Genomic DNA, 17,524 nt, shown 5'->3' on the forward strand with positions numbered 1-17,524 from the left:
AAAAATGCTGGTTTATAACCAGCCTTTTTGCTGTGCAATACGCGCTGCATCGACTCTATTTACTGCATTTAGTTTACTTATTGCTTCTGAAAGGTAATTACGCACTGTGCCCTCGGATAAAAACAATTTGGCTGCAATGTCATGGGTTTTAAGACCGTCACCAGCGAGCTTTAAAGCTTTGCGCTCTTTATCATTAAGTGGATCTGTGTCTGAAAGTGCGAGTAGGGCGAGTTCAGGGTCAATCACCTTTTTGCCTTGTTGCACCGATTTAATTGCATTAATAAGTTGCTCTGATGGGGCTTCTTTTAAGATAAATGCATACACACCTGCATTCATAGCCCGTTTGATGTAACCCGCTTTGGAAAATGTGGTCATTATCATCATTTTCAAATTTGGCTGACTGTTTTGTAATGACTCAGCAAGCTCAATACCTGTCATGTTGGGCATTTCGACATCTGAAAGCACAATATCAACGTGTTGATTTTGCAATATCGCAAGCGCCGCTTTGCCATCTTCGGCTTGTGCCACAACATTAATAAAAGGGTCTAAACCAATCAGTGCACTAATCGCTTCTCTTACCATTTGCTGATCTTCAACAACAAGTACATTTATCATATTAATTCCGTTTTAAAAGTCATGGCTAATTTAAAGCCATTTTCATGATCCACAAATAATTCACCACCAAGAGCTTCAATGCGTTGTTTTATGCCATTAAGGCCATTGCCTTTAACAAAGGTGTTTACTTTACCATTGTCGCTAATTGATATTTCTTTTTCAGTAATATTTATAGTCACTTTATTACCTTTACTGTGGCGCATAATATTGGTTGTGGCTTCAGTTAAGATCATTGAAATGGTGTTTTGAGTGCTAGATGACGCGCTATTTAAATGGTTATTGACGCTTACTTGAAAACCATTTTGTAATAAATCATTTTTCAACACGTTTAATTGTTCATCTAAGTGAAACTGCTTCATATTGGTAACAGCTTGACGAATATCACTTAGTAACTCGCGACTAATTGTTGCCACTTGCTTTATTTCGTTTTGTGCCAATGAGACTTGGTCGTTCGAGATCAGTTTTTCTGCAAGCTCTGCTTTTAATGCGATTGACGATAAACTGTGACCTGCTAAATCATGTAAATCTCTAGCGATGCGCTCACGCTCAGCTACCATTGCTAATTGTTCTATTTGTTGCTGACTTTGTTCTTCACTTAATCTATGTTGCCTTTCGCGGCGTTCAGCTCGACCCATAAAGTACAGGCCAACACTAGTAATAACTGCAGGCACAATGTAGTACAAATCAATTAAGTTAAATAAATAAGCCGATAAAGCAATACCCAGTAATACACCTATAAACCCTTGAAGCCCTTTTTGTTGCCTAAAATTAAAGCCACAAAAGTAACAGGCAAAGCCAAAAAGTGCTTGTGTGCCTGGGGTTATATAAGTACCAAAAGTGGCAATTATGGTTATTGTTAATACTGGCACTAGCGCTTTTTCGCCTTTTGCATTAACGGCTTTTACATAACAGGCAATGAATACGCAATAAAGTAGTAGCATTGCGATAAGTTTAAATGTTGAGAAACGCTCAAAGCTAAAAATTAGCGGTAAAAAATAAAAGCTAGAAAAGGCGAGAGGACCCCAGACCCAATAAGACTTTCCTTCTACCGCGAGGCTTTGTTTAAAATTATCCATTTTGACCTACGTTTAATGCCATTGAATGTGTTTGCTTAATTTGATTTCGCCAGCGAGTATACAATTGATAAATGCTAAATAAATAGATAATTACAATATCAAAAGGCAGTACTACAAATCTATCTTCTGGAAACAAATACCACAATATAACAAGTGATACTGTACGTGTAACCGTATGGATAACACCTAATGGGTGTTGTAATGTCCAAGATAGTGGTAGCCACATTAAACCAGATATAATGCCAACACTTAGGGGGATAGTTGTGTGGTCTAGCTGTGCCATTGGAATGATCAGTCCATAACCCATTAGAGACATAATTACAGTACTTAAAAACAAATTATCAAAGGGGTTACGTTCAGCATTTTTAAGCAATAAGGTTTCGTTAGTTAACTTTGCTACGCCTAACGCGATATAGAAAATCATTCCTGTACCAATAAATGTAATAAGTCCTAAATATTGCGTTTCAACGAACATACCTAACATGCCTATAATCAACCAAACTGCACAACCGGCGATAGGCATTGCGAGCATCTTCTTTTGTTTATATTCATCTCTGTACTGTTCTAAAGTTTTCATGACATTTCCTTTGTGAAGTAAGGGCAGCATGCTGCCCTAAATTTGATTTTAAAGTGATTAATCTTGGTTATTGTTTATAAGCATTTGCGGCCATGCATAGTTGGGCGCAATCTCAAGAGATGTTTGCCAATCATGAAGAGCACTTTGAACATCATTAAGTGCTAAATGGGTTAGTCCACGCCAAACGAGGGCTTCGGCATGACCCCACTGATAACCCACATTCTCATCAGTTTGGTAATAGTTAAGTGATTTATTGAGTGCTTTAAGTGCTTGTTGTTTACTACCACCAAAAATATTCGGTGTGTTGTAAGCGATTATGCCGTTAATCAAATGTACACGAGGGTTACTTTCGTCACTTTCAAATGCTGTTTCGAGAGCATTAGTTGATTTAATACCGTAGTACGCGCCTGTTATTGGCTTTATTGCAATGCGATAGCCATAAACTTGCGCAAGTAGCGCGTTAATTTCGCTTTTATCTGCGCTAAGTTGGGTGTCGCTTAAAATAGATTGTGCGTTATCAAGTAAACTAATTGCTTTGTCCTTTTCACCCATAATGTTGTGTGCAATAGCTAAGCGATAGTTAACAAGTGCCGCATCATAGCCTTTGGCAGTGCCTGCGATTTCTGTAAGAGCAGAGACATTATTTTGTTGTGCTGCTAATTCAATTGCGTCGATTGTGGGTTGTTCAGCATTTACAAAATTGGCTGTAAATGCAGCTGTAGCAATAATTAACGCGTTAATGTTTTTACTAATTAAATACATGACTATTTCCTTAAATTGATAAATGACTGACCGTTTGTTTCGGTACAGACGTAGTGTTATTTAAAAAGGAATAGTTTGTTAGAGACGTTTGTCACCAATTACATATGACAAATGTCATATGTTTATATTTGCCGTAATAACAACTTAATTAATAAAGCAAAATATTCTAAACTGAGCACAAATGGATTTTAAACAATTGACTATACTAAAGTTGCTACGCAAATTGGGTATCTGTCATTACGAGTGTGGAAATGTCGAATCAAAGCAAAGACAAAACGATAGAACAACTTAAACTTGCATTGGATGCAGTACCCTCTTACGTCTATATCAAAGATGTGAACTCTCATTATATTTACGCGAACAAAGTAACACTTGAATTATTTGGTTTAACTGAGCATGAAATTGAAGGTAAAACCGATGATGACTTTTTTGATGAAAAAACCGCAAATCAATTAAGACAAATAGATAGTTCAGTGCTTCAAGGCAACAGCAGTAAAGAAGAAATCGTTGCACTAGATAAATTTAACAACACTAAGTATTACATTGAGGTCAAAACCCCGATTTATGAAAATGACAAAATCGTTGGGTTATTAGGTATTTCGACTGATATTACGCACCAAAAAGAGTTGGAAAAAAAGGTGACTTACCTTTCGATGACCGATGCGCTTACGTCATTACCCAATCGACGTCACTTAAATGAACACTTTAATCGCCTTAAAACACATGAAAACAATGCTAAATATTCAGCATTGTTGTTTATAGATTTAGATGATTTTAAACCAATCAATGATAACTATGGCCACGACGTTGGAGACAAAACACTTAAAATTATCGCACGCAGATTGCAGTCAGATTTACGCCAAGTAGACTATGTAGCGCGTTTAGGTGGCGATGAATTTGTTGCTCTATTAGAGCATTTAAGTGAAGACGACTTAGCCGCAGAGCAATACGCTCAAGATGTAATATCGCGTATCCAAGCCCATTTAACAAAGGTTATTAAAGTGGATTCAAAGTGCTTTCAAGTATCGGCAAGCATAGGGTATGCACTTTTTAATGGGCAAGAGGTAAAGCTTGACGATGTATTGCATTTAGCTGACCAAAAAATGTATCAAACCAAACAAAGTAAATCTAAGTAATAATTATTTGCATCTACGGCTTGGTTATACTAATCTGTGCTTATTGATAATTATTATCATTAACTAACAATGAATGTTTGTGATCTTCATACTCAGTATTCTTTTAATTTAACTAGATTATCGCGTTGTTCAAGTGCTAAAGCGTTTGACGTTTTAACTAATGTTGTTGAACACGGGTTGCTGCTTGCAAAGGTTTATCAAAAAAACAATAACCCTTTGCTGCAAGAGCTCTTTTTAAGACGGCTATTTTTCGACTTACTTAATATTATGAGTGATCCTTTATTAAATCTTCTCATAAGACGTATGAGTCTAGATTTTGTATATAAACCTTTGTTTGCACTCAAACGTTTTTATAAACAGATCGAAAGTGATTTGAGTCACTATTATAAATTAGAGAATGAGTTGCGAGTGATCAGCTTTGAATTTTTAAGCTATCAGAGATAAAAAATGACAGATTTTAGAATTGAAAAAGACAGCATGGGCGAGTTACAAGTACCTGCAAACGCCCTTTATCAAGCGCAAACACAGCGTGCTGTAAATAACTTTGATATTAGCGGCCTGACAATGCCAACTTGGTTTATCCAAGCACTTGCTTATATTAAAGCAAGTGCTGCTAAAACCAATCAAGAGCTGGGACATTTGCAGCCGCACATTTGTGAAGCGATTGTCGATGCATGTGAAACAGTGCTCGCTGGTGGCATTGATGACCAATTCCCAATAGACGTGTTTCAAACAGGTTCAGGCACCAGTTCAAATATGAATATGAATGAAGTTGTTTCCACATTAGCTTCAAACGCGCTGAAAGAGACCGTAAACCCAAATGATCATGTCAATATGGGGCAAAGTTCCAATGATGTGATACCAACAGCTATTCAAGTGAGCAGTTGCATTGGTGTTTATTACCACTTGTTACCTGCTGCAAACCATCTGATAAATACCATAAATCAAAAAAGCAAAGAAGTAGGGCATATTTGCAAAACAGGTCGCACTCATTTAATGGATGCTATGCCAATTACATTTGCTCAAACGTTAGACAGCTGGAAAAGCCAAATTGAATTTGCAATTAGTGGTATTAACGCTGCACTAGAACGTGTTAAACCGCTTGCTCAAGGGGGAACCGCAGTAGGCACAGGGATTAATGCCGATGCAAAATTTGCGAGTAAATTTGCAGTGAACTTAAGCACTGCTGTTGGTATCAGTTTTAGTCCAAGTGATAATTTTTTCTATAACATTGGCTCGCAAGATGCGATTGTTGCTCTCTCAGGGCAACTTAAAACATTGGCTGTGGCAATAATAAAAATTTCAAATGATTTACGTTGGATGAATTCAGGGCCATTATCTGGTTTATCTGAAATAGAGTTAGAAGCACTGCAACCAGGCTCATCAATTATGCCGGGTAAAGTAAACCCCGTTATTCCAGAAGCGGCGGCAATGGTGGGTGCACAAGTAATAGGCAATGACACTACGATTACCGTTGCAGGGCAATCAGGTAATTTTGAGCTTAATGTAATGTTACCTGTAATTGCTCACAACATATTGCAGAGTATACATCTATTAACCAATACCTGCTATCACTTAGCAGATAAAGCAATTGCTACCTTTAAAGTGAATGAAGATAAGATCAATTTATCGCTCGATAAAAATCCTATTTTAGTCACCGCTTTAAACCCAGTGATTGGCTATTTAAAAGCCGCTGAAATTGCAAAGAAAGCTTATAAAGAAAACCGGCCTGTGATTGAGGTTGCTTTAGAAGAAACTGATTTAACACGCGAAGAATTATTAGTGTTACTAAATCCGTATAAATTAACGAAAGGCGGAATCGGTTAAAAAATGGGTCAGTTTACTGACCCCTTTTTTAAGTTTCTTTAATTAAAAGGCTACTGGTTGTGATTTAAGTGAATAAACTAGGGTATTTAATAGCCGCTAAGTGCCAACAACTGTCATTCGTAACGCCTTACTAATGGGCGCATAAATGCTTGGCTAAAATTAGCGACGAAGGAGCGCCAGCCAAGCGTCTGACGTCATTTTTGATGCGTTTGTTAAGTGCCGATTACATTTATTTGTTCAAGAAGGACTTCTCATAAACACTTAGGGTGCCTCTTATTATTCTAGGTAACTTGAGTTGCCAACTTTGGGTTACTAACTCTAATGAATACACCTCAGCTTCATGTTCAGAGCTAGCAATATCACGAACAACCACGTGTGCAATATTACTGTTTTCCTTAACTGTCCCGAGTACATTTTCGGGCACATAGTTTCCAAAGTTTTTATCTCTTGATTCCCACGCAATATATGACCAAAGTTCAAAGATATCACTATGATTAAGCTCTTTAATATCGCTTTCTGTGAGCTTTTCCAAGCCGTACATATCTAAAAACTCAGAGTTATTCAGTAATGGTATTGTAGATTGAGCCAACCAAGTCAAATCTGATTTAGAAATATATTCAGATGCTTTCTTATAATTTTTGTCTTTCATACTGCTAAGGAATTTGGAAACAGTTTTTTGTGGCATTTCGAATTCATTCCCCATAACATTAAAACTTAGAAAGATTATTAATATTGAAATATACTTCAACATTACGCCAAAACTCCATTAGGCATTTAACAGTGTATTAGTGAGAATTCCCGGTTATCCCAAATTGAATATCGTCCATAAATTCTGAACGCCAATACGTTTTATTTAAATATATTAATAGGTTATCAACTTTAATTTAAACACTCAATGGCTCTTTGACTTGGAGAAAACGAGAATTGGCATAACCGAGAAATTTTATGACTCGCTAAGTAAAAATGAGCGTAATTAAAGGATTTAAGTTTAACTAGTTATAATTTCATAAATGAGATAGCCGAGAATGTTTATAATTTACATAGCGAGCCGATTGATAAAATGATTGCCGCATTCACTTATAACTGTGTCGATATACATAAAATTAAAATAGTTATAGTGAGTGGATTACAATAACTTCCAACGGCTGTTGTTCGCTCATTTACGTATTTCAGGTGAAGTATCAATTTCTCCACCTGAACGTTACGACCCGCTAAAAACTATACGCTGCTTTAATGTGAAAACTTCGCCATTAAAAACTTAAGCTCGTTTGCGTGCTCTGCCATATTGTTGCTTGATGCATTGGCTCTTTCTACAAGCCCATTATTCTGCTGGATAATTGAATCCATTTGCTTTATGGCAGTATTAATTTGGTTTATTCCGCTGGCTTGTTCAGCGCTCGCATCAGCAATATTTGCCATATTACTCGATAACTCCTGAATGCCGCTGACAATTGATGCAAGCGTGTTACCTGATTGAGTCGCTAACTTCATACCATGTTCTACTTTTAAAGCGCTGTCATTAAGTAGGCCGGCGATATCTTTTGATGCATTAGCACTGCGCTGTGCAAGTGTTCTAACTTCTGCTGCAACCACTGCAAAGCCTTTGCCTTTTTCACCTGCACGGGCCGCTTCTACTGCGGCATTAAGTGCGAGTAAATTAGTTTGAAATGCAATTTCATTAATCACTTCAATAATATTCGAAATTTGTGATGAACTTGTGCTTATTTCTTTCATCGCACTCACAGTATCGCCAACTAAACGACCACCTTCTTGCGCTTGTTCGTCTGCATTTGCCGCCAGCATATTGGCAACTTGTGCGTTTTCTGAGTTGCGTCTTACTGTTTCAGTTATTTCATGCATTGAAGCTGTGGTTTCTTCAATCGATGCTGCTTGTGATTCAGTGCGACTACTTAAATCATTAATGCCATGCTTTATGTCATCAGCAGAATTTGTGATATGTGACGCAGTGTTTGAAATTTGCTTAACCAAGGCAGATAAATTATCAACACTGGTATTTACAGATTGTTTTAAGTTATTAAAGTCGCCACTGTACTCACCATTTACAGATTTTGATAAATCACCAATAGCTAGGGCTTGCATCACTTCTTGGCATTCTTGTAATGGTTTTGTAATGGCGTCTAGTGTGTCATTAATGCCAATAACAATTTTGGCAAAATCACCGCTATGCTTTTGGCTATCAGCCCTTACCGTGAGTTTGCCATTTGATGCAGCATCTACCAATGTGTTGGTATCTGAAATTAAACGTTCTATTGCTGAGCAGCTTGTTTGCAGGCTCTGTTTTACTTGTAAAAAATCCCCTTGGTAATCATTACTGATCTGTTTTGGGATTTGGCCATTAGCAATGTCGTTTAAGTAACGTGATGTTTGGTTGATGGGTGTTACAATTGCATCTAAGGTTGCATTAATACCGCTAATTATCTTTTGATAATCTCCCTTATGGTTGTCGGCATTTGCACGTTTGGTAAGTTCGCCAATAGATGCGCTATTAACAATCTCGTTGGTATCTTCAATTAATTTGGCAATTGCAAAGCACGATTGTTCAAGGCTTTGCTTAATTAATAAAAAGTCACCTTGATAATCGCCTTCAATGTGTTTTGGTATATTGCCGTTACCAATTAATGTAAGGTAATTTTGTGTTTGATGTATTGGCTTCACAATTGCGTCGAGCATTTGGTTAATACCATTAGCAAGCGTAAGCATAAAGCCGGAGAATTCCTGAGAGTTTATTCGTGTTTCAAGTTGACCAGACACAGCAGCAGTAATAATGCTGTCTACTTGTTGTTCTGCAAGGCGCTGCTCAGTTAAATCAACAAATTCATATACCACACCAATTATGGTTGCGCTGTCATCAGTTACTGGACCTGCAATCACAGATAAAATGGTATTTTGATAGGTAAGTTCACATTCAACCTGTTGCTGTGATGAAAGGGCTAGCTGATTATACTGCTCTTGACCATCGAACAATAAACTACTTGCAGAGTTTATTAAATTTGCAGGATTAAAATTCGGTTGGCTTACACTAATGTTTTGAATATGTTTGTTTAAAAGCTCATTACATTTATGATTTGCGTAAATTACGTGGCTGTTTACATCGCAGAGTAATACTGGGGTTGCAACATTATCCAGTGCTTGTTTAATTCTGCCATTAATTTTTGCAAGGCGTTGTTGTTCATCAATTTGTGCTTTTAACTCAGAATTTGCAGTGTTTAAATTTTCTTGCATGCGAGAAAGTGCGGTAAGAAGTAGGCCAATTTCATCACGTTTGTGACTGTCAATCCGGTTATTTAGGTTGCCACTTGCAATTTCGCTTGCAATATTTGCTGCAATATTGATGGGTTGTGTTATCAAGACTTGTATAAATCTGAATAACAAAATGACGGTTAATACAGTAATAATAGATAAGCCAATAAAGGTTTTTTTAATTAAATCGTCTTTTTTTGCTGATAGCCGCTGAGTTTCAGATTGGCTAATTTTATTGATTTCAGTGGTTAATTGATTAAGCGCACTGACAACCGGGCGGTCAATACCTGATACTGCTTTATCGCCTTGTTGAGTATTGTAATTTGACGTTTTGAACGCAATTAAGCCATCACGATACAAACGACCAAGTTTTTGGTGTTGTTGTTCAAGTTCGGCGATTTGAGATATTAATACTGGCGGTAAATAGTCACGCTTTTGTAAGGCTATTAAATTTTCCTGTACTTCAGTTTCTTTTTCAGTGAAGCGTTTTAAGTATTTGTCATATTGTTTAGCATCATGACCCCTAATAAGGATATTCTTCCACTCTTGCACTTGGGTTTTGAAACTGGCTAAAACAAAATTCACTTGTTCACGGGCATCTAGCTCTTGATGGATAACATTGTCAAAATCTTTTGCTAAATCGCGAAGAATTAATACTGAAACTAAAGCGCCTAGCAACATGGAAAATAATCCACATATTACGCCCGTCATCAATTTGGCTTTAATCGATTTCATGTTTCGTCCCTGAATGTGACAGAATAATTACAAAAGTATGACAAGTGTAGTAAAAAAGCGTTATATCGGCAAAGTATTATAGAAATAACAAAGACTAGAATATTGAAATTAATGATTATTTTGGAAAGAAAGTGAGTAAAATTGATATTACTCACTTATGAAATAAATAGGGTTAATTATTACGCTCTACGCTTACTAACCACGAATCTGGGGCAGGCTGCTTACCTTGCTGTAAGTCACTGTAATATTGATAAAGTTTTTGGGTTTTTTCGCCAATCTCGCCATTGCCAACCGTGTAATGCTCACCATTATCTAAAATGTAGTGACCTACCGATGCGGTGACTGCTGCCGTACCAAAACCACCGGCTTCAATAATTTCGCCTGATTGCACGTCAGCTAAAAATTGTTTGATTGAAATCTTTTTCTGAACGGGAGTTAAGCCGAGTAATGACTTTAATTCATTGGTTAATGATAAAATCGATTGCGATGTTATCGATTTCAAAATGGTGTCGGTAAACTCGGGAATGACTAACTCACCACTGCGTGTGATATGAAAGTGATTCATTGCACCTACTTCTTCAAGGTATTGATTAGAAGCGTCTAAATAGAGTACTTGATCTGCGCCTACTGAGCTTGCATGCTGCTGGGCGCGCAGTGATGCGGCATAATTTCCCGCTGCTTTGGCAGCGCCAGTGCCACCACTGACTGCACGGTGATATTGTTGTGTGATAAGTAATTTAAGGGAATTACTCATACCTTTTGCATAGTAAGCACCACTTGGGCTTAGCATAACAGCAAATGTATACGAATTACTTGGTTTAACAGATAAGCTATCATCAGTGGCAAACATAAACGGACGAATATACATAGACGCACCAGTAGCCGTTGGCATCCACAAACGTTCAACATCGAGTAATGCATTAATAGCTTGTAATTGCATATCTACATCAAGAGATGGCATTGATAGAATTTCTGCAGATTGATTCAAACGCTCACAATTTTTATTTAAACGAAATGTATAAATTTCATTGTCTTGATGTAGAAAAGCTTTGGCACCTTCAAAAATAGATTGCCCATAATGAAGAGCCATAGCCCCAGGTGCTAATTGTAAGTTTTGGTAAGGTACAATACGTTCATTTATCCATGCACCATTTTGGTAATCCATCAAAAAGATATGATCTGTTCTAAGTTGGCCAAAGCCTAAATCAGTGTCCTTAGCAAGCGGCTCGCTGCGGCGTTGCTCTGGTGAGAGTAATTGGTAATCTATGTTCATTGTTATTGATATTCGTTGATGATGGTTGCATGTTGAAGCTATAAAGAAGTAAATGCAAGGGTAAATAATCTAATATTTGAGATTTATGTGTATAAAGTAACTTTAATTAGCTTGTCGCTAGCTATAAAATAAAAAAGCCAGTAAAAACTGGCTTTAAACTAGTTGGGATAAACTTACTTTTTATATTTTTCAAACCACGCTAGCGTGTGTTCAATCTTACTGATCATGCGCGACGGCTTACTGGCAATACCATGGTATGCACCCGGTATTTTGATAAGCACTGAATCAACTTTTTTAAGCTTGAGTGCTTGGTAATATTGTTCAGTTTCAGCCATAGGCGTTCTTAAATCTTTTTCACCTGTGATTAGCATGGTTGGAGTTGTTACATTGCCCACAAGTGAAAGCGGGGAACGTTGCCAATAATGCTCAACATGATCCCATGGCATGCCAGGAAACTGTGTAGGAATTTGACGAAGGCCACTATCAGCGGTTAATACTTTACTGAGCCAATTAATTACAGGTTTAACAACCACAGCAGCTGCAAAGCGGTCTGTTAAGCCAATAGCATAAGCAGTAGCAATACCGCCAGCGGAGCCACCTGCAATAAACACTTGGTCTTTGTCGATAAAGCCTTTAGCTATCATGGCATCAACACCAGAATTATGGTCAGCAAAATCTTCTTTTGATGAATATTTATATTTCAATAACATCGCAAAACGTTCACCATACGAGCTACTGCCTCGATGATTATCATAAAAAACGACGTAACCTTGCGCGGCAAAACGTTGTAACTCAGCAGAAAAATGAGGGCCATACGCAAGGTGAGGGCCACCATGAATCTCTAAAATCATTGGGTATTTTTTACTTGGATCAAAGTCAGGCGGAGTAATGTACCAGCCTTGAATTGATTCACCATCAAATGAAGAGGTGTAGTTGATTTCATGCACTTCACCTAATTTACGGTGTCCTAAGAGATCTTCATTAAGCTTTGTTAATTGACGGCTCTTACCTTTTGGTGACACTGTTGCAATATCAGCAGGCCTAGTTGCATTACCATAAGTAAACGCAATATCGCCATTATAATTAGCAGAAAACTCACCACTAATATAAGGTCTGCCAAGCGTTGTACCTGAAACACTGTCTGTGAGTACTTTTAAATTGCCATTAGTAGTGATTGATGCAATTTTACGTTTGCCAAAATCATCATAGCTGATCGCGATAGTGTCGTTGCCAATCCACATCGGCGATATCACAGAACGATCAAAATCAGCATGAATGTGTTTGGACTCTTTTGAGCGCCAATCCATAAGCTTTAATTTATTATTGCGATATGGATTTAACGCATTTGAACTTTGTAAATATACAAGCTTGTCACCATTTTGAGAAAACTGCGGGCTAAACTCTTTACCTGGGAAGTTTGTAAGTTGTGTTAACTCTTTTGAGAAAAGGTCGACTTTAAATAAATCTCCGTCTAATGTTTTGTATTCCCAGTCATCGATACGATTCGCTGAAAAAACGATTGATTTACTGTCTTTGGTCCATGCTAAACGGCCGTTATGATGGTAATTACCAAATGTGAGTTGTTGCGCTGTGCCACCTTCAGCAGGTAACACAAATAAATGATTGTAACCTGGCTTAATTAACCCTTTGCCATCTGCTTGATAATAAGCAGAATCAATAACAATGGCAGGTTTTGCCCATTTTGCTCCTTTTGGCGCCGCAGGCATCTTGGCTATCACACTTGGTTTTTCTTCAACTTTTTGGCTAAAGGCAAGCCATTTTCCGTTTGGTGACCACGTGAGGTTTGAAACACCTGATTGCAACTTACTTACCATTGCAGTGCGGTTTTGTTTTAAATAATGAACATGAATTTGTTTTTCACCCGATAAATTACTGATAAAAGCGATTCTGTCACCAGATGGTGACCATACAGGTGAAGAATATTGTTTGTCATCAGAAAATAACGGGGTTAACTGGCCGGTTTTGCTGTTGATAATCCACATACTTTTATCTGTGGCATCACGCATAATGTTATTACTATTTCGCACAAATACGATGTGTTCGCCACTTGGTGAAATAGCAGGGGATGATGCATATTCTAAGTCAAATATATCGCTTGCTTGAAAGGTGTTTGCAACGCTTGGGGCTGAACTCAGTGAGCACAAAGATAAAAAGAATATGGATTTAACAGAATTAGACATAATTGCCTCGAACCAACTTTAAATTTTGAACACCTTAGCGGAGTTATTTAAAGCAAGCAGCATATTCAAGACGAAATAGTTAATTTAGTAGACAAGTTACAACAGGGTGATCAAAATAGCGTGTGTTAAAAGGAGTGAAACATGGAACAACAACAAAAACTTACCTTATTAGAAAGGGAATATTTCCACCTGCAAACACTGGTCGAAAATTTTGATGCTAAATCTCTCACTATAAAAGCTTGGAGTGTTTCTCTTGCCATTGCAGTGCTGAGTTCAGGCGCGTTTAGTAACACAATAAACGTATTACTTTATGCAGCTATGGCATCTTTTTTATTTTGGTTAATTGAAGCCTATTGGAAAACTTTTCAAAATGCGAATTACAAACGTATTAGAGAGATAGAAAACTACCTAAATGGCAGTGCTGATGACATTGACTGTTTTCAAATTGGTACATCTTGGTCTAATGAATATAACCAATTAGGCAGAAAACAATTTTATACAGCACTTTTTTGGCCTCATGTTGTATTACCGCATGGCATTATGTGTTTTGGTTTTAGCATTTGTTATTTGTATTTAATGTAAAAGAACACATCATACTAACGAATGTCATTACCATATCGAGACAAAGGCGTAAAAAGTGGTTGCTAAGTAATCAATAGGGTAAAGGTATTGATGAATAAGCTTTCAAAGGTCGCTGTTACAAGATTTACACAGTACAATTAACAGATTAATTGTAAAATTGAATACAGCATGGAATACCAATTTATCAAAGATCCTATCGATGGGTTTCGCCTATTAATTACTGATGAACACACCAATATTGCTAGGTGGCTTTCTGATGAAACACCTGTTTCAAGCACGGCGGTGAAGCAATTAATTGAAAATATTAATTCTAATAGCAAAAGTTTTTATCATGACTTTCAAATTAATGGTAAAGAAATGATGCTCACTGTATGTAATGGTGAAGTCGCTATTAAAATCAATCATCATGGTATTTCAGAACAAGAATCAGAGCGCTTTACACAAGAAATGCTCAGTGTTGATACTTCAACAGATATATGTGAATGTGGATTGGATGATTTTATCTGCCTATTACAAGATTGGCATGATTTTCTAAAAGATAATCGTGCTTAAGCATGGAGAATAATAAGATGAAAAAGCTTATAAGTTTAACAACAGTGTTGTTTTTGTCAGCGTGTGGTGATGCTGAGCAAAAAGAACAAATCGATAAAACCGAAAATACAAAAACATATCTATCTGAAAAAGTGACGACTGGCACAACAACCAACAGTCAATCGGAAATTCCAAAAGCAGATGCAAACACAATAAGTTCTTTAAAAGAGAGCATAAATAAAGCACTTTCAGATGTTAGTTGTGACAATAATGCGCAATGTTATGTTATTTCAACAGGCTCTAACCCATGTGGCGGCGCGAGTGGTTATGCAGTTCTATCTTCAAAAACATCTAATCAAGAAGCACTAGTAAACGTTTCAAAAGAGATTATCCGCCTTGAAAAAAGTAAACATGCATTAGAAGGTACAATGGGGATTTGTCAGCACTTGGTTGAACCTAAAGCAATGTGCAGTAGTAACCAATGTATTGCGGTAGAAAGCGATAGGGATGTGTATTAAAGAGGAAAGTGGCTAGCCACTTTCCTCATTTAAAAGCTATGGGTTAGCTTTTACATTTAAAGTGATACCACTTGATGCACGGTAACCGTAAATATCGATGTACCAAGTACCAGCTTGTGGTGCACTGAATGAACAAGCTTCATTGTTGCCAGACTCATATGGACGACAATCGTAGTTGCTTGTTGTTGACTGAGAGCCAAATGTAACATACATGTCAGCATCACCCGAACCACCTGACATAGTGATATTTAAATCGCTATAACCAGCCGCTAAATCAAGTGTGTAACGTTGCCAGCCACGACGTGCAACAGAAATATCGTTTACAGTGTCATCGATTGGAGTAAGTTCACCGTTACCGCCACCATCGTTACCTTCAGTATATGAAGCTGTTAAGCTTACATTTGCAAAACTGCTATACGCTTTAACGCGAACATAGTAAGTACCACCAGACTGCGTAAGGTTACATGTTTCATTGTTACCATTTGCATAAGGGCGACATTCGTAGTTGCTATCTGTAGGCTGTGCATTAAATTGCGTGTAAAGGTCAGCATCACCTGAACCACCGCTCATCACAACTTTAACATCAGTTGCACCTGCAGGAACTTCAAATGTGTAAAGTACTTCTTCATTAGTATTAGCACTAATACCTGATACAGTTTGACCATTTAGTAAAACGTTGTCACCTGGAGGGTTAGTTGTGCCACCATCACCAGAACAACCATTTGCTTCTAAGTGATCAATCGCATCTTTCGCTTGTACTAAACCGTAACCAAACTTAACATCACGACCTGCAGCACCTAAATCCTGTGCAGTCGCGTTAAGCGCAGAACGGATCTCTTGTGCTGTACAGCTTGGGTGATGACTCCATACCAATGCAGCAACACCTGCAACATGTGGTGATGCCATTGATGTACCACTCATCATGCCGTAGTTACCAGTACCAATATCGATAGTTGCAGATAAACCGATTTGTGAAAGCATTGCTGCACCATCAGAATCTGTAGCAGTTACCGCAGGAATAGATGTTTGGTTTGTATCACCTAAAGTACCGCCGAAGCTACCTGCTGCATTGTTATAGATAACAGCACCAATACCACCACTGTCTTGACAGTTTTTAACTTTATCGTGGAAAGAAATATTACCACGTTGAATTAAACACACTTTACCGTTTGCACCTGAATCAATTGATTCGCCTGTTGCAAAATTATAAAGCGGAGCAGTTACAGAGCCTGTATTTTCCATTGCGTTTACGCTGTATGCGCTATTGCCAACAGAAAGAGAAACAACTTGGCCTGTACCTTCTGGGTAAGTTGAATATACGTCTACACCTGGTGCTGCAATTTCAACTTGGCTGTTCTTTTGCGAGAAATCAGCAAGTGCTTTGCTGCTGTCGATTGCTGCAACAGACATTACTGAATCATATGAAGCAGGGAAGCTTTCAATATCAGTTGTGTTTGAAGGGTTACCATCGTTACCAGCTGCAGCAATTAGTAATAAGCCAGCATCAGCAATTGCTTGAATACCGTTACGCTCAGTGGTGCTTGAACCTGAACCACCAAGACTCATATTTACAACGTCACTACCTGCGTTTTTACACGCATTAAGTGCAGAAACTAAATCTGATGAGTAGCCCCAACCACTTGCGTTGAATACTTTGATGATGTGTAGTGAAGGATCAGAACCAATAACACCACGAACACCTACACCGTTATCGATTGCAGCAATTGTACCTGCTACGTGTGTACCGTGTGGACCACCTTCTTGATACCAGTTACCTGTGCCACTGTTGTTTGTGCCTGTTACAGTGCCACCATTCGAGCCCATATCTTCATGAGGTAAATCTAAACCAGAGTCAATAACACAGATTTTTTTACCGTTGTTAGCAGCAGAGGCAACAGAATCGTTTACTTGATCTGCTTGAACCATTGCAATGCCGTATGGCTGTGTTTGTGCCATTAAGCGGCGAGGTAGATCTTCTTCAACGTAATCTACCATAGGGTCATTTTGTAATTGTTTTAATTGTGAATCGCTTAATTCAGCAATGTTTGCATTAATTGATGGGTTAAATTTCGCATTGCGCACACCCATTTGCATGAGACGGTCTTTAGTTACAGAGTCAATGCTTGTTGTATTAGCAAAGTTCATAAAAGAAGAATTGTCTTTGTATTTTACAATGTAACGTTTTGGTAATGGAGATTTTACTGCTGCACGGTTATCAGCAAAGTTTGCTTTCAATAAGCCTTCTGATTCACTTGCTATAGCTGTATTTACAGCAAGTGCTACTGCTGCAATTGAGCAAATCTTTAATGATTTGTTTGTCATAATAGTTCCCAGGTTGTTGTCGTTTTAGGAACCCAGAATGTAACAGTGTGTAATTGAAATTCACACTAATTTAACATTATTGCTGTAAATGAATGTTAACAAAGTATT

Annotated in this window: 14 protein-coding genes; 5 read left to right on the top strand and 9 right to left on the bottom strand. The window is 37.7% G+C overall.

Features of this window, described 5'->3' with window-relative positions:
- Nucleotides 1-12: 12 nt before the first annotated feature.
- Genes AAEU29_RS17725 through AAEU29_RS17740 form a run of 4 tightly spaced genes read right to left on the bottom strand, consistent with a single transcriptional unit; the run spans nucleotide 13 to nucleotide 3,030 of the window.
- Nucleotides 13-615, bottom strand: a complete 603-nt coding sequence (locus tag AAEU29_RS17725; protein ID WP_421974555.1) for a response regulator transcription factor — start codon at nucleotides 613-615, stop codon at nucleotides 13-15.
- On the bottom strand, nucleotides 612-1,691 hold the full coding sequence (locus tag AAEU29_RS17730; RefSeq protein WP_421974556.1) for a sensor histidine kinase: 1,080 nt from the start codon (nucleotides 1,689-1,691) through the stop codon (nucleotides 612-614). The genes AAEU29_RS17725 and AAEU29_RS17730 overlap by 4 nt, the downstream gene beginning before the upstream one ends.
- Nucleotides 1,684-2,268 carry a DUF7010 family protein gene (locus tag AAEU29_RS17735; RefSeq protein ID WP_421974557.1) on the bottom strand — a complete coding sequence of 195 codons (585 nt, stop codon included), beginning with the start codon at nucleotides 2,266-2,268 and terminating at the stop codon, nucleotides 1,684-1,686. The genes AAEU29_RS17730 and AAEU29_RS17735 overlap by 8 nt, the downstream gene beginning before the upstream one ends.
- Before the next feature lie 57 nt (nucleotides 2,269-2,325).
- Entirely contained in the window at nucleotides 2,326-3,030 is a 705-nt protein-coding gene (locus AAEU29_RS17740; protein WP_421974558.1) for a tetratricopeptide repeat protein, read from the bottom strand.
- Between the two features lie 251 nt (nucleotides 3,031-3,281).
- Between AAEU29_RS17740 and AAEU29_RS17745 the strand changes: the two genes are divergently transcribed.
- Nucleotides 3,282-4,166 carry a diguanylate cyclase domain-containing protein gene (locus AAEU29_RS17745; protein ID WP_421974559.1) on the top strand — a complete coding sequence of 295 codons (885 nt, stop codon included), beginning with the start codon at nucleotides 3,282-3,284 and terminating at the stop codon, nucleotides 4,164-4,166.
- Between the two features lie 447 nt (nucleotides 4,167-4,613).
- A complete protein-coding gene (locus tag AAEU29_RS17750; protein ID WP_421974560.1) occupies nucleotides 4,614-5,993 on the top strand; it encodes a class II fumarate hydratase in 1,380 nt (459 codons plus the stop codon).
- A gap of 229 nt (nucleotides 5,994-6,222) precedes the next feature.
- Here AAEU29_RS17750 and AAEU29_RS17755 read toward each other — a convergent pair whose 3' ends face one another.
- From AAEU29_RS17755 to AAEU29_RS17770, 4 genes are all read right to left on the bottom strand, one after another.
- Nucleotides 6,223-6,678 carry a hypothetical protein gene (locus tag AAEU29_RS17755; protein ID WP_421974561.1) on the bottom strand — a complete coding sequence of 152 codons (456 nt, stop codon included), beginning with the start codon at nucleotides 6,676-6,678 and terminating at the stop codon, nucleotides 6,223-6,225.
- Between the two features lie 545 nt (nucleotides 6,679-7,223).
- On the bottom strand, nucleotides 7,224-9,989 hold the full coding sequence (locus AAEU29_RS17760) for a methyl-accepting chemotaxis protein (protein WP_421974562.1): 2,766 nt from the start codon (nucleotides 9,987-9,989) through the stop codon (nucleotides 7,224-7,226).
- Nucleotides 9,990-10,161: 172 nt separating this feature from the next.
- Nucleotides 10,162-11,262 carry a branched-chain amino acid aminotransferase gene (locus tag AAEU29_RS17765; RefSeq protein ID WP_421974563.1) on the bottom strand — a complete coding sequence of 367 codons (1,101 nt, stop codon included), beginning with the start codon at nucleotides 11,260-11,262 and terminating at the stop codon, nucleotides 10,162-10,164.
- 173 nt (nucleotides 11,263-11,435) lie between these two features.
- Nucleotides 11,436-13,463: a S9 family peptidase gene (locus AAEU29_RS17770; protein ID WP_421974564.1), complete on the bottom strand. Its 2,028-nt coding sequence runs from the start codon at nucleotides 13,461-13,463 to the stop codon at nucleotides 11,436-11,438.
- A 141-nt stretch (nucleotides 13,464-13,604) separates the two neighbouring features.
- On the opposite strand from AAEU29_RS17770, the gene AAEU29_RS17775 reads away from it, so the two are divergent.
- The 3 genes from AAEU29_RS17775 to AAEU29_RS17785 all read left to right on the top strand — a co-directional run bounded on the left by AAEU29_RS17775 (nucleotide 13,605) and on the right by AAEU29_RS17785 (nucleotide 15,094).
- Complete coding sequence (locus AAEU29_RS17775) at nucleotides 13,605-14,045, top strand: hypothetical protein (RefSeq protein WP_421974565.1); 441 nt, start codon at nucleotides 13,605-13,607, stop codon at nucleotides 14,043-14,045.
- A 168-nt stretch (nucleotides 14,046-14,213) separates the two neighbouring features.
- Nucleotides 14,214-14,597, top strand: coding sequence for a YacL family protein (locus tag AAEU29_RS17780; RefSeq protein ID WP_421974566.1), 384 nt, complete (start codon nucleotides 14,214-14,216; stop codon nucleotides 14,595-14,597).
- 17 nt (nucleotides 14,598-14,614) lie between these two features.
- Nucleotides 14,615-15,094, top strand: coding sequence for a hypothetical protein (locus AAEU29_RS17785; RefSeq protein ID WP_421974567.1), 480 nt, complete (start codon nucleotides 14,615-14,617; stop codon nucleotides 15,092-15,094).
- A 36-nt stretch (nucleotides 15,095-15,130) separates the two neighbouring features.
- On the opposite strand, the gene AAEU29_RS17790 is transcribed toward AAEU29_RS17785, so the two are convergent.
- Entirely contained in the window at nucleotides 15,131-17,416 is a 2,286-nt protein-coding gene (locus tag AAEU29_RS17790) for a S8 family serine peptidase (protein ID WP_421974568.1), read from the bottom strand.
- Nucleotides 17,417-17,524: the final 108 nt, after the last annotated feature.

Origin of the sequence: Pseudoalteromonas aquimarina (genome assembly GCF_049257255.1) — a bacterium.
Taxonomy (GTDB): domain Bacteria; phylum Pseudomonadota; class Gammaproteobacteria; order Enterobacterales; family Alteromonadaceae; genus Pseudoalteromonas.

Excerpts from the sequence above, each read along its gene's own strand:
- AAEU29_RS17725 (WP_421974555.1), bottom strand. The coding sequence starts at position 615 with ATGATAAATGTACTTGTTGTTGAAGATCAGCAAATGGTAAGAGAAGCG.
- AAEU29_RS17785 (WP_421974567.1), top strand. The coding sequence starts at position 14,615 with ATGAAAAAGCTTATAAGTTTAACAACAGTGTTGTTTTTGTCAGCGTGT.
- AAEU29_RS17765 (WP_421974563.1), bottom strand. The coding sequence starts at position 11,262 with ATGAACATAGATTACCAATTACTCTCACCAGAGCAACGCCGCAGCGAG.
- AAEU29_RS17790 (WP_421974568.1), bottom strand. The coding sequence starts at position 17,416 with ATGACAAACAAATCATTAAAGATTTGCTCAATTGCAGCAGTAGCACTT.
- AAEU29_RS17775 (WP_421974565.1), top strand. The coding sequence starts at position 13,605 with ATGGAACAACAACAAAAACTTACCTTATTAGAAAGGGAATATTTCCAC.
- AAEU29_RS17770 (WP_421974564.1), bottom strand. The coding sequence starts at position 13,463 with ATGTCTAATTCTGTTAAATCCATATTCTTTTTATCTTTGTGCTCACTG.
- AAEU29_RS17750 (WP_421974560.1), top strand. The coding sequence starts at position 4,614 with ATGACAGATTTTAGAATTGAAAAAGACAGCATGGGCGAGTTACAAGTA.
- AAEU29_RS17780 (WP_421974566.1), top strand. The coding sequence starts at position 14,214 with ATGGAATACCAATTTATCAAAGATCCTATCGATGGGTTTCGCCTATTA.
- AAEU29_RS17735 (WP_421974557.1), bottom strand. The coding sequence starts at position 2,268 with ATGAAAACTTTAGAACAGTACAGAGATGAATATAAACAAAAGAAGATG.
- AAEU29_RS17745 (WP_421974559.1), top strand. The coding sequence starts at position 3,282 with ATGTCGAATCAAAGCAAAGACAAAACGATAGAACAACTTAAACTTGCA.
- AAEU29_RS17740 (WP_421974558.1), bottom strand. The coding sequence starts at position 3,030 with ATGTATTTAATTAGTAAAAACATTAACGCGTTAATTATTGCTACAGCT.
- AAEU29_RS17760 (WP_421974562.1), bottom strand. The coding sequence starts at position 9,989 with ATGAAATCGATTAAAGCCAAATTGATGACGGGCGTAATATGTGGATTA.
- AAEU29_RS17755 (WP_421974561.1), bottom strand. The coding sequence starts at position 6,678 with ATGCCACAAAAAACTGTTTCCAAATTCCTTAGCAGTATGAAAGACAAA.
- AAEU29_RS17730 (WP_421974556.1), bottom strand. The coding sequence starts at position 1,691 with ATGGATAATTTTAAACAAAGCCTCGCGGTAGAAGGAAAGTCTTATTGG.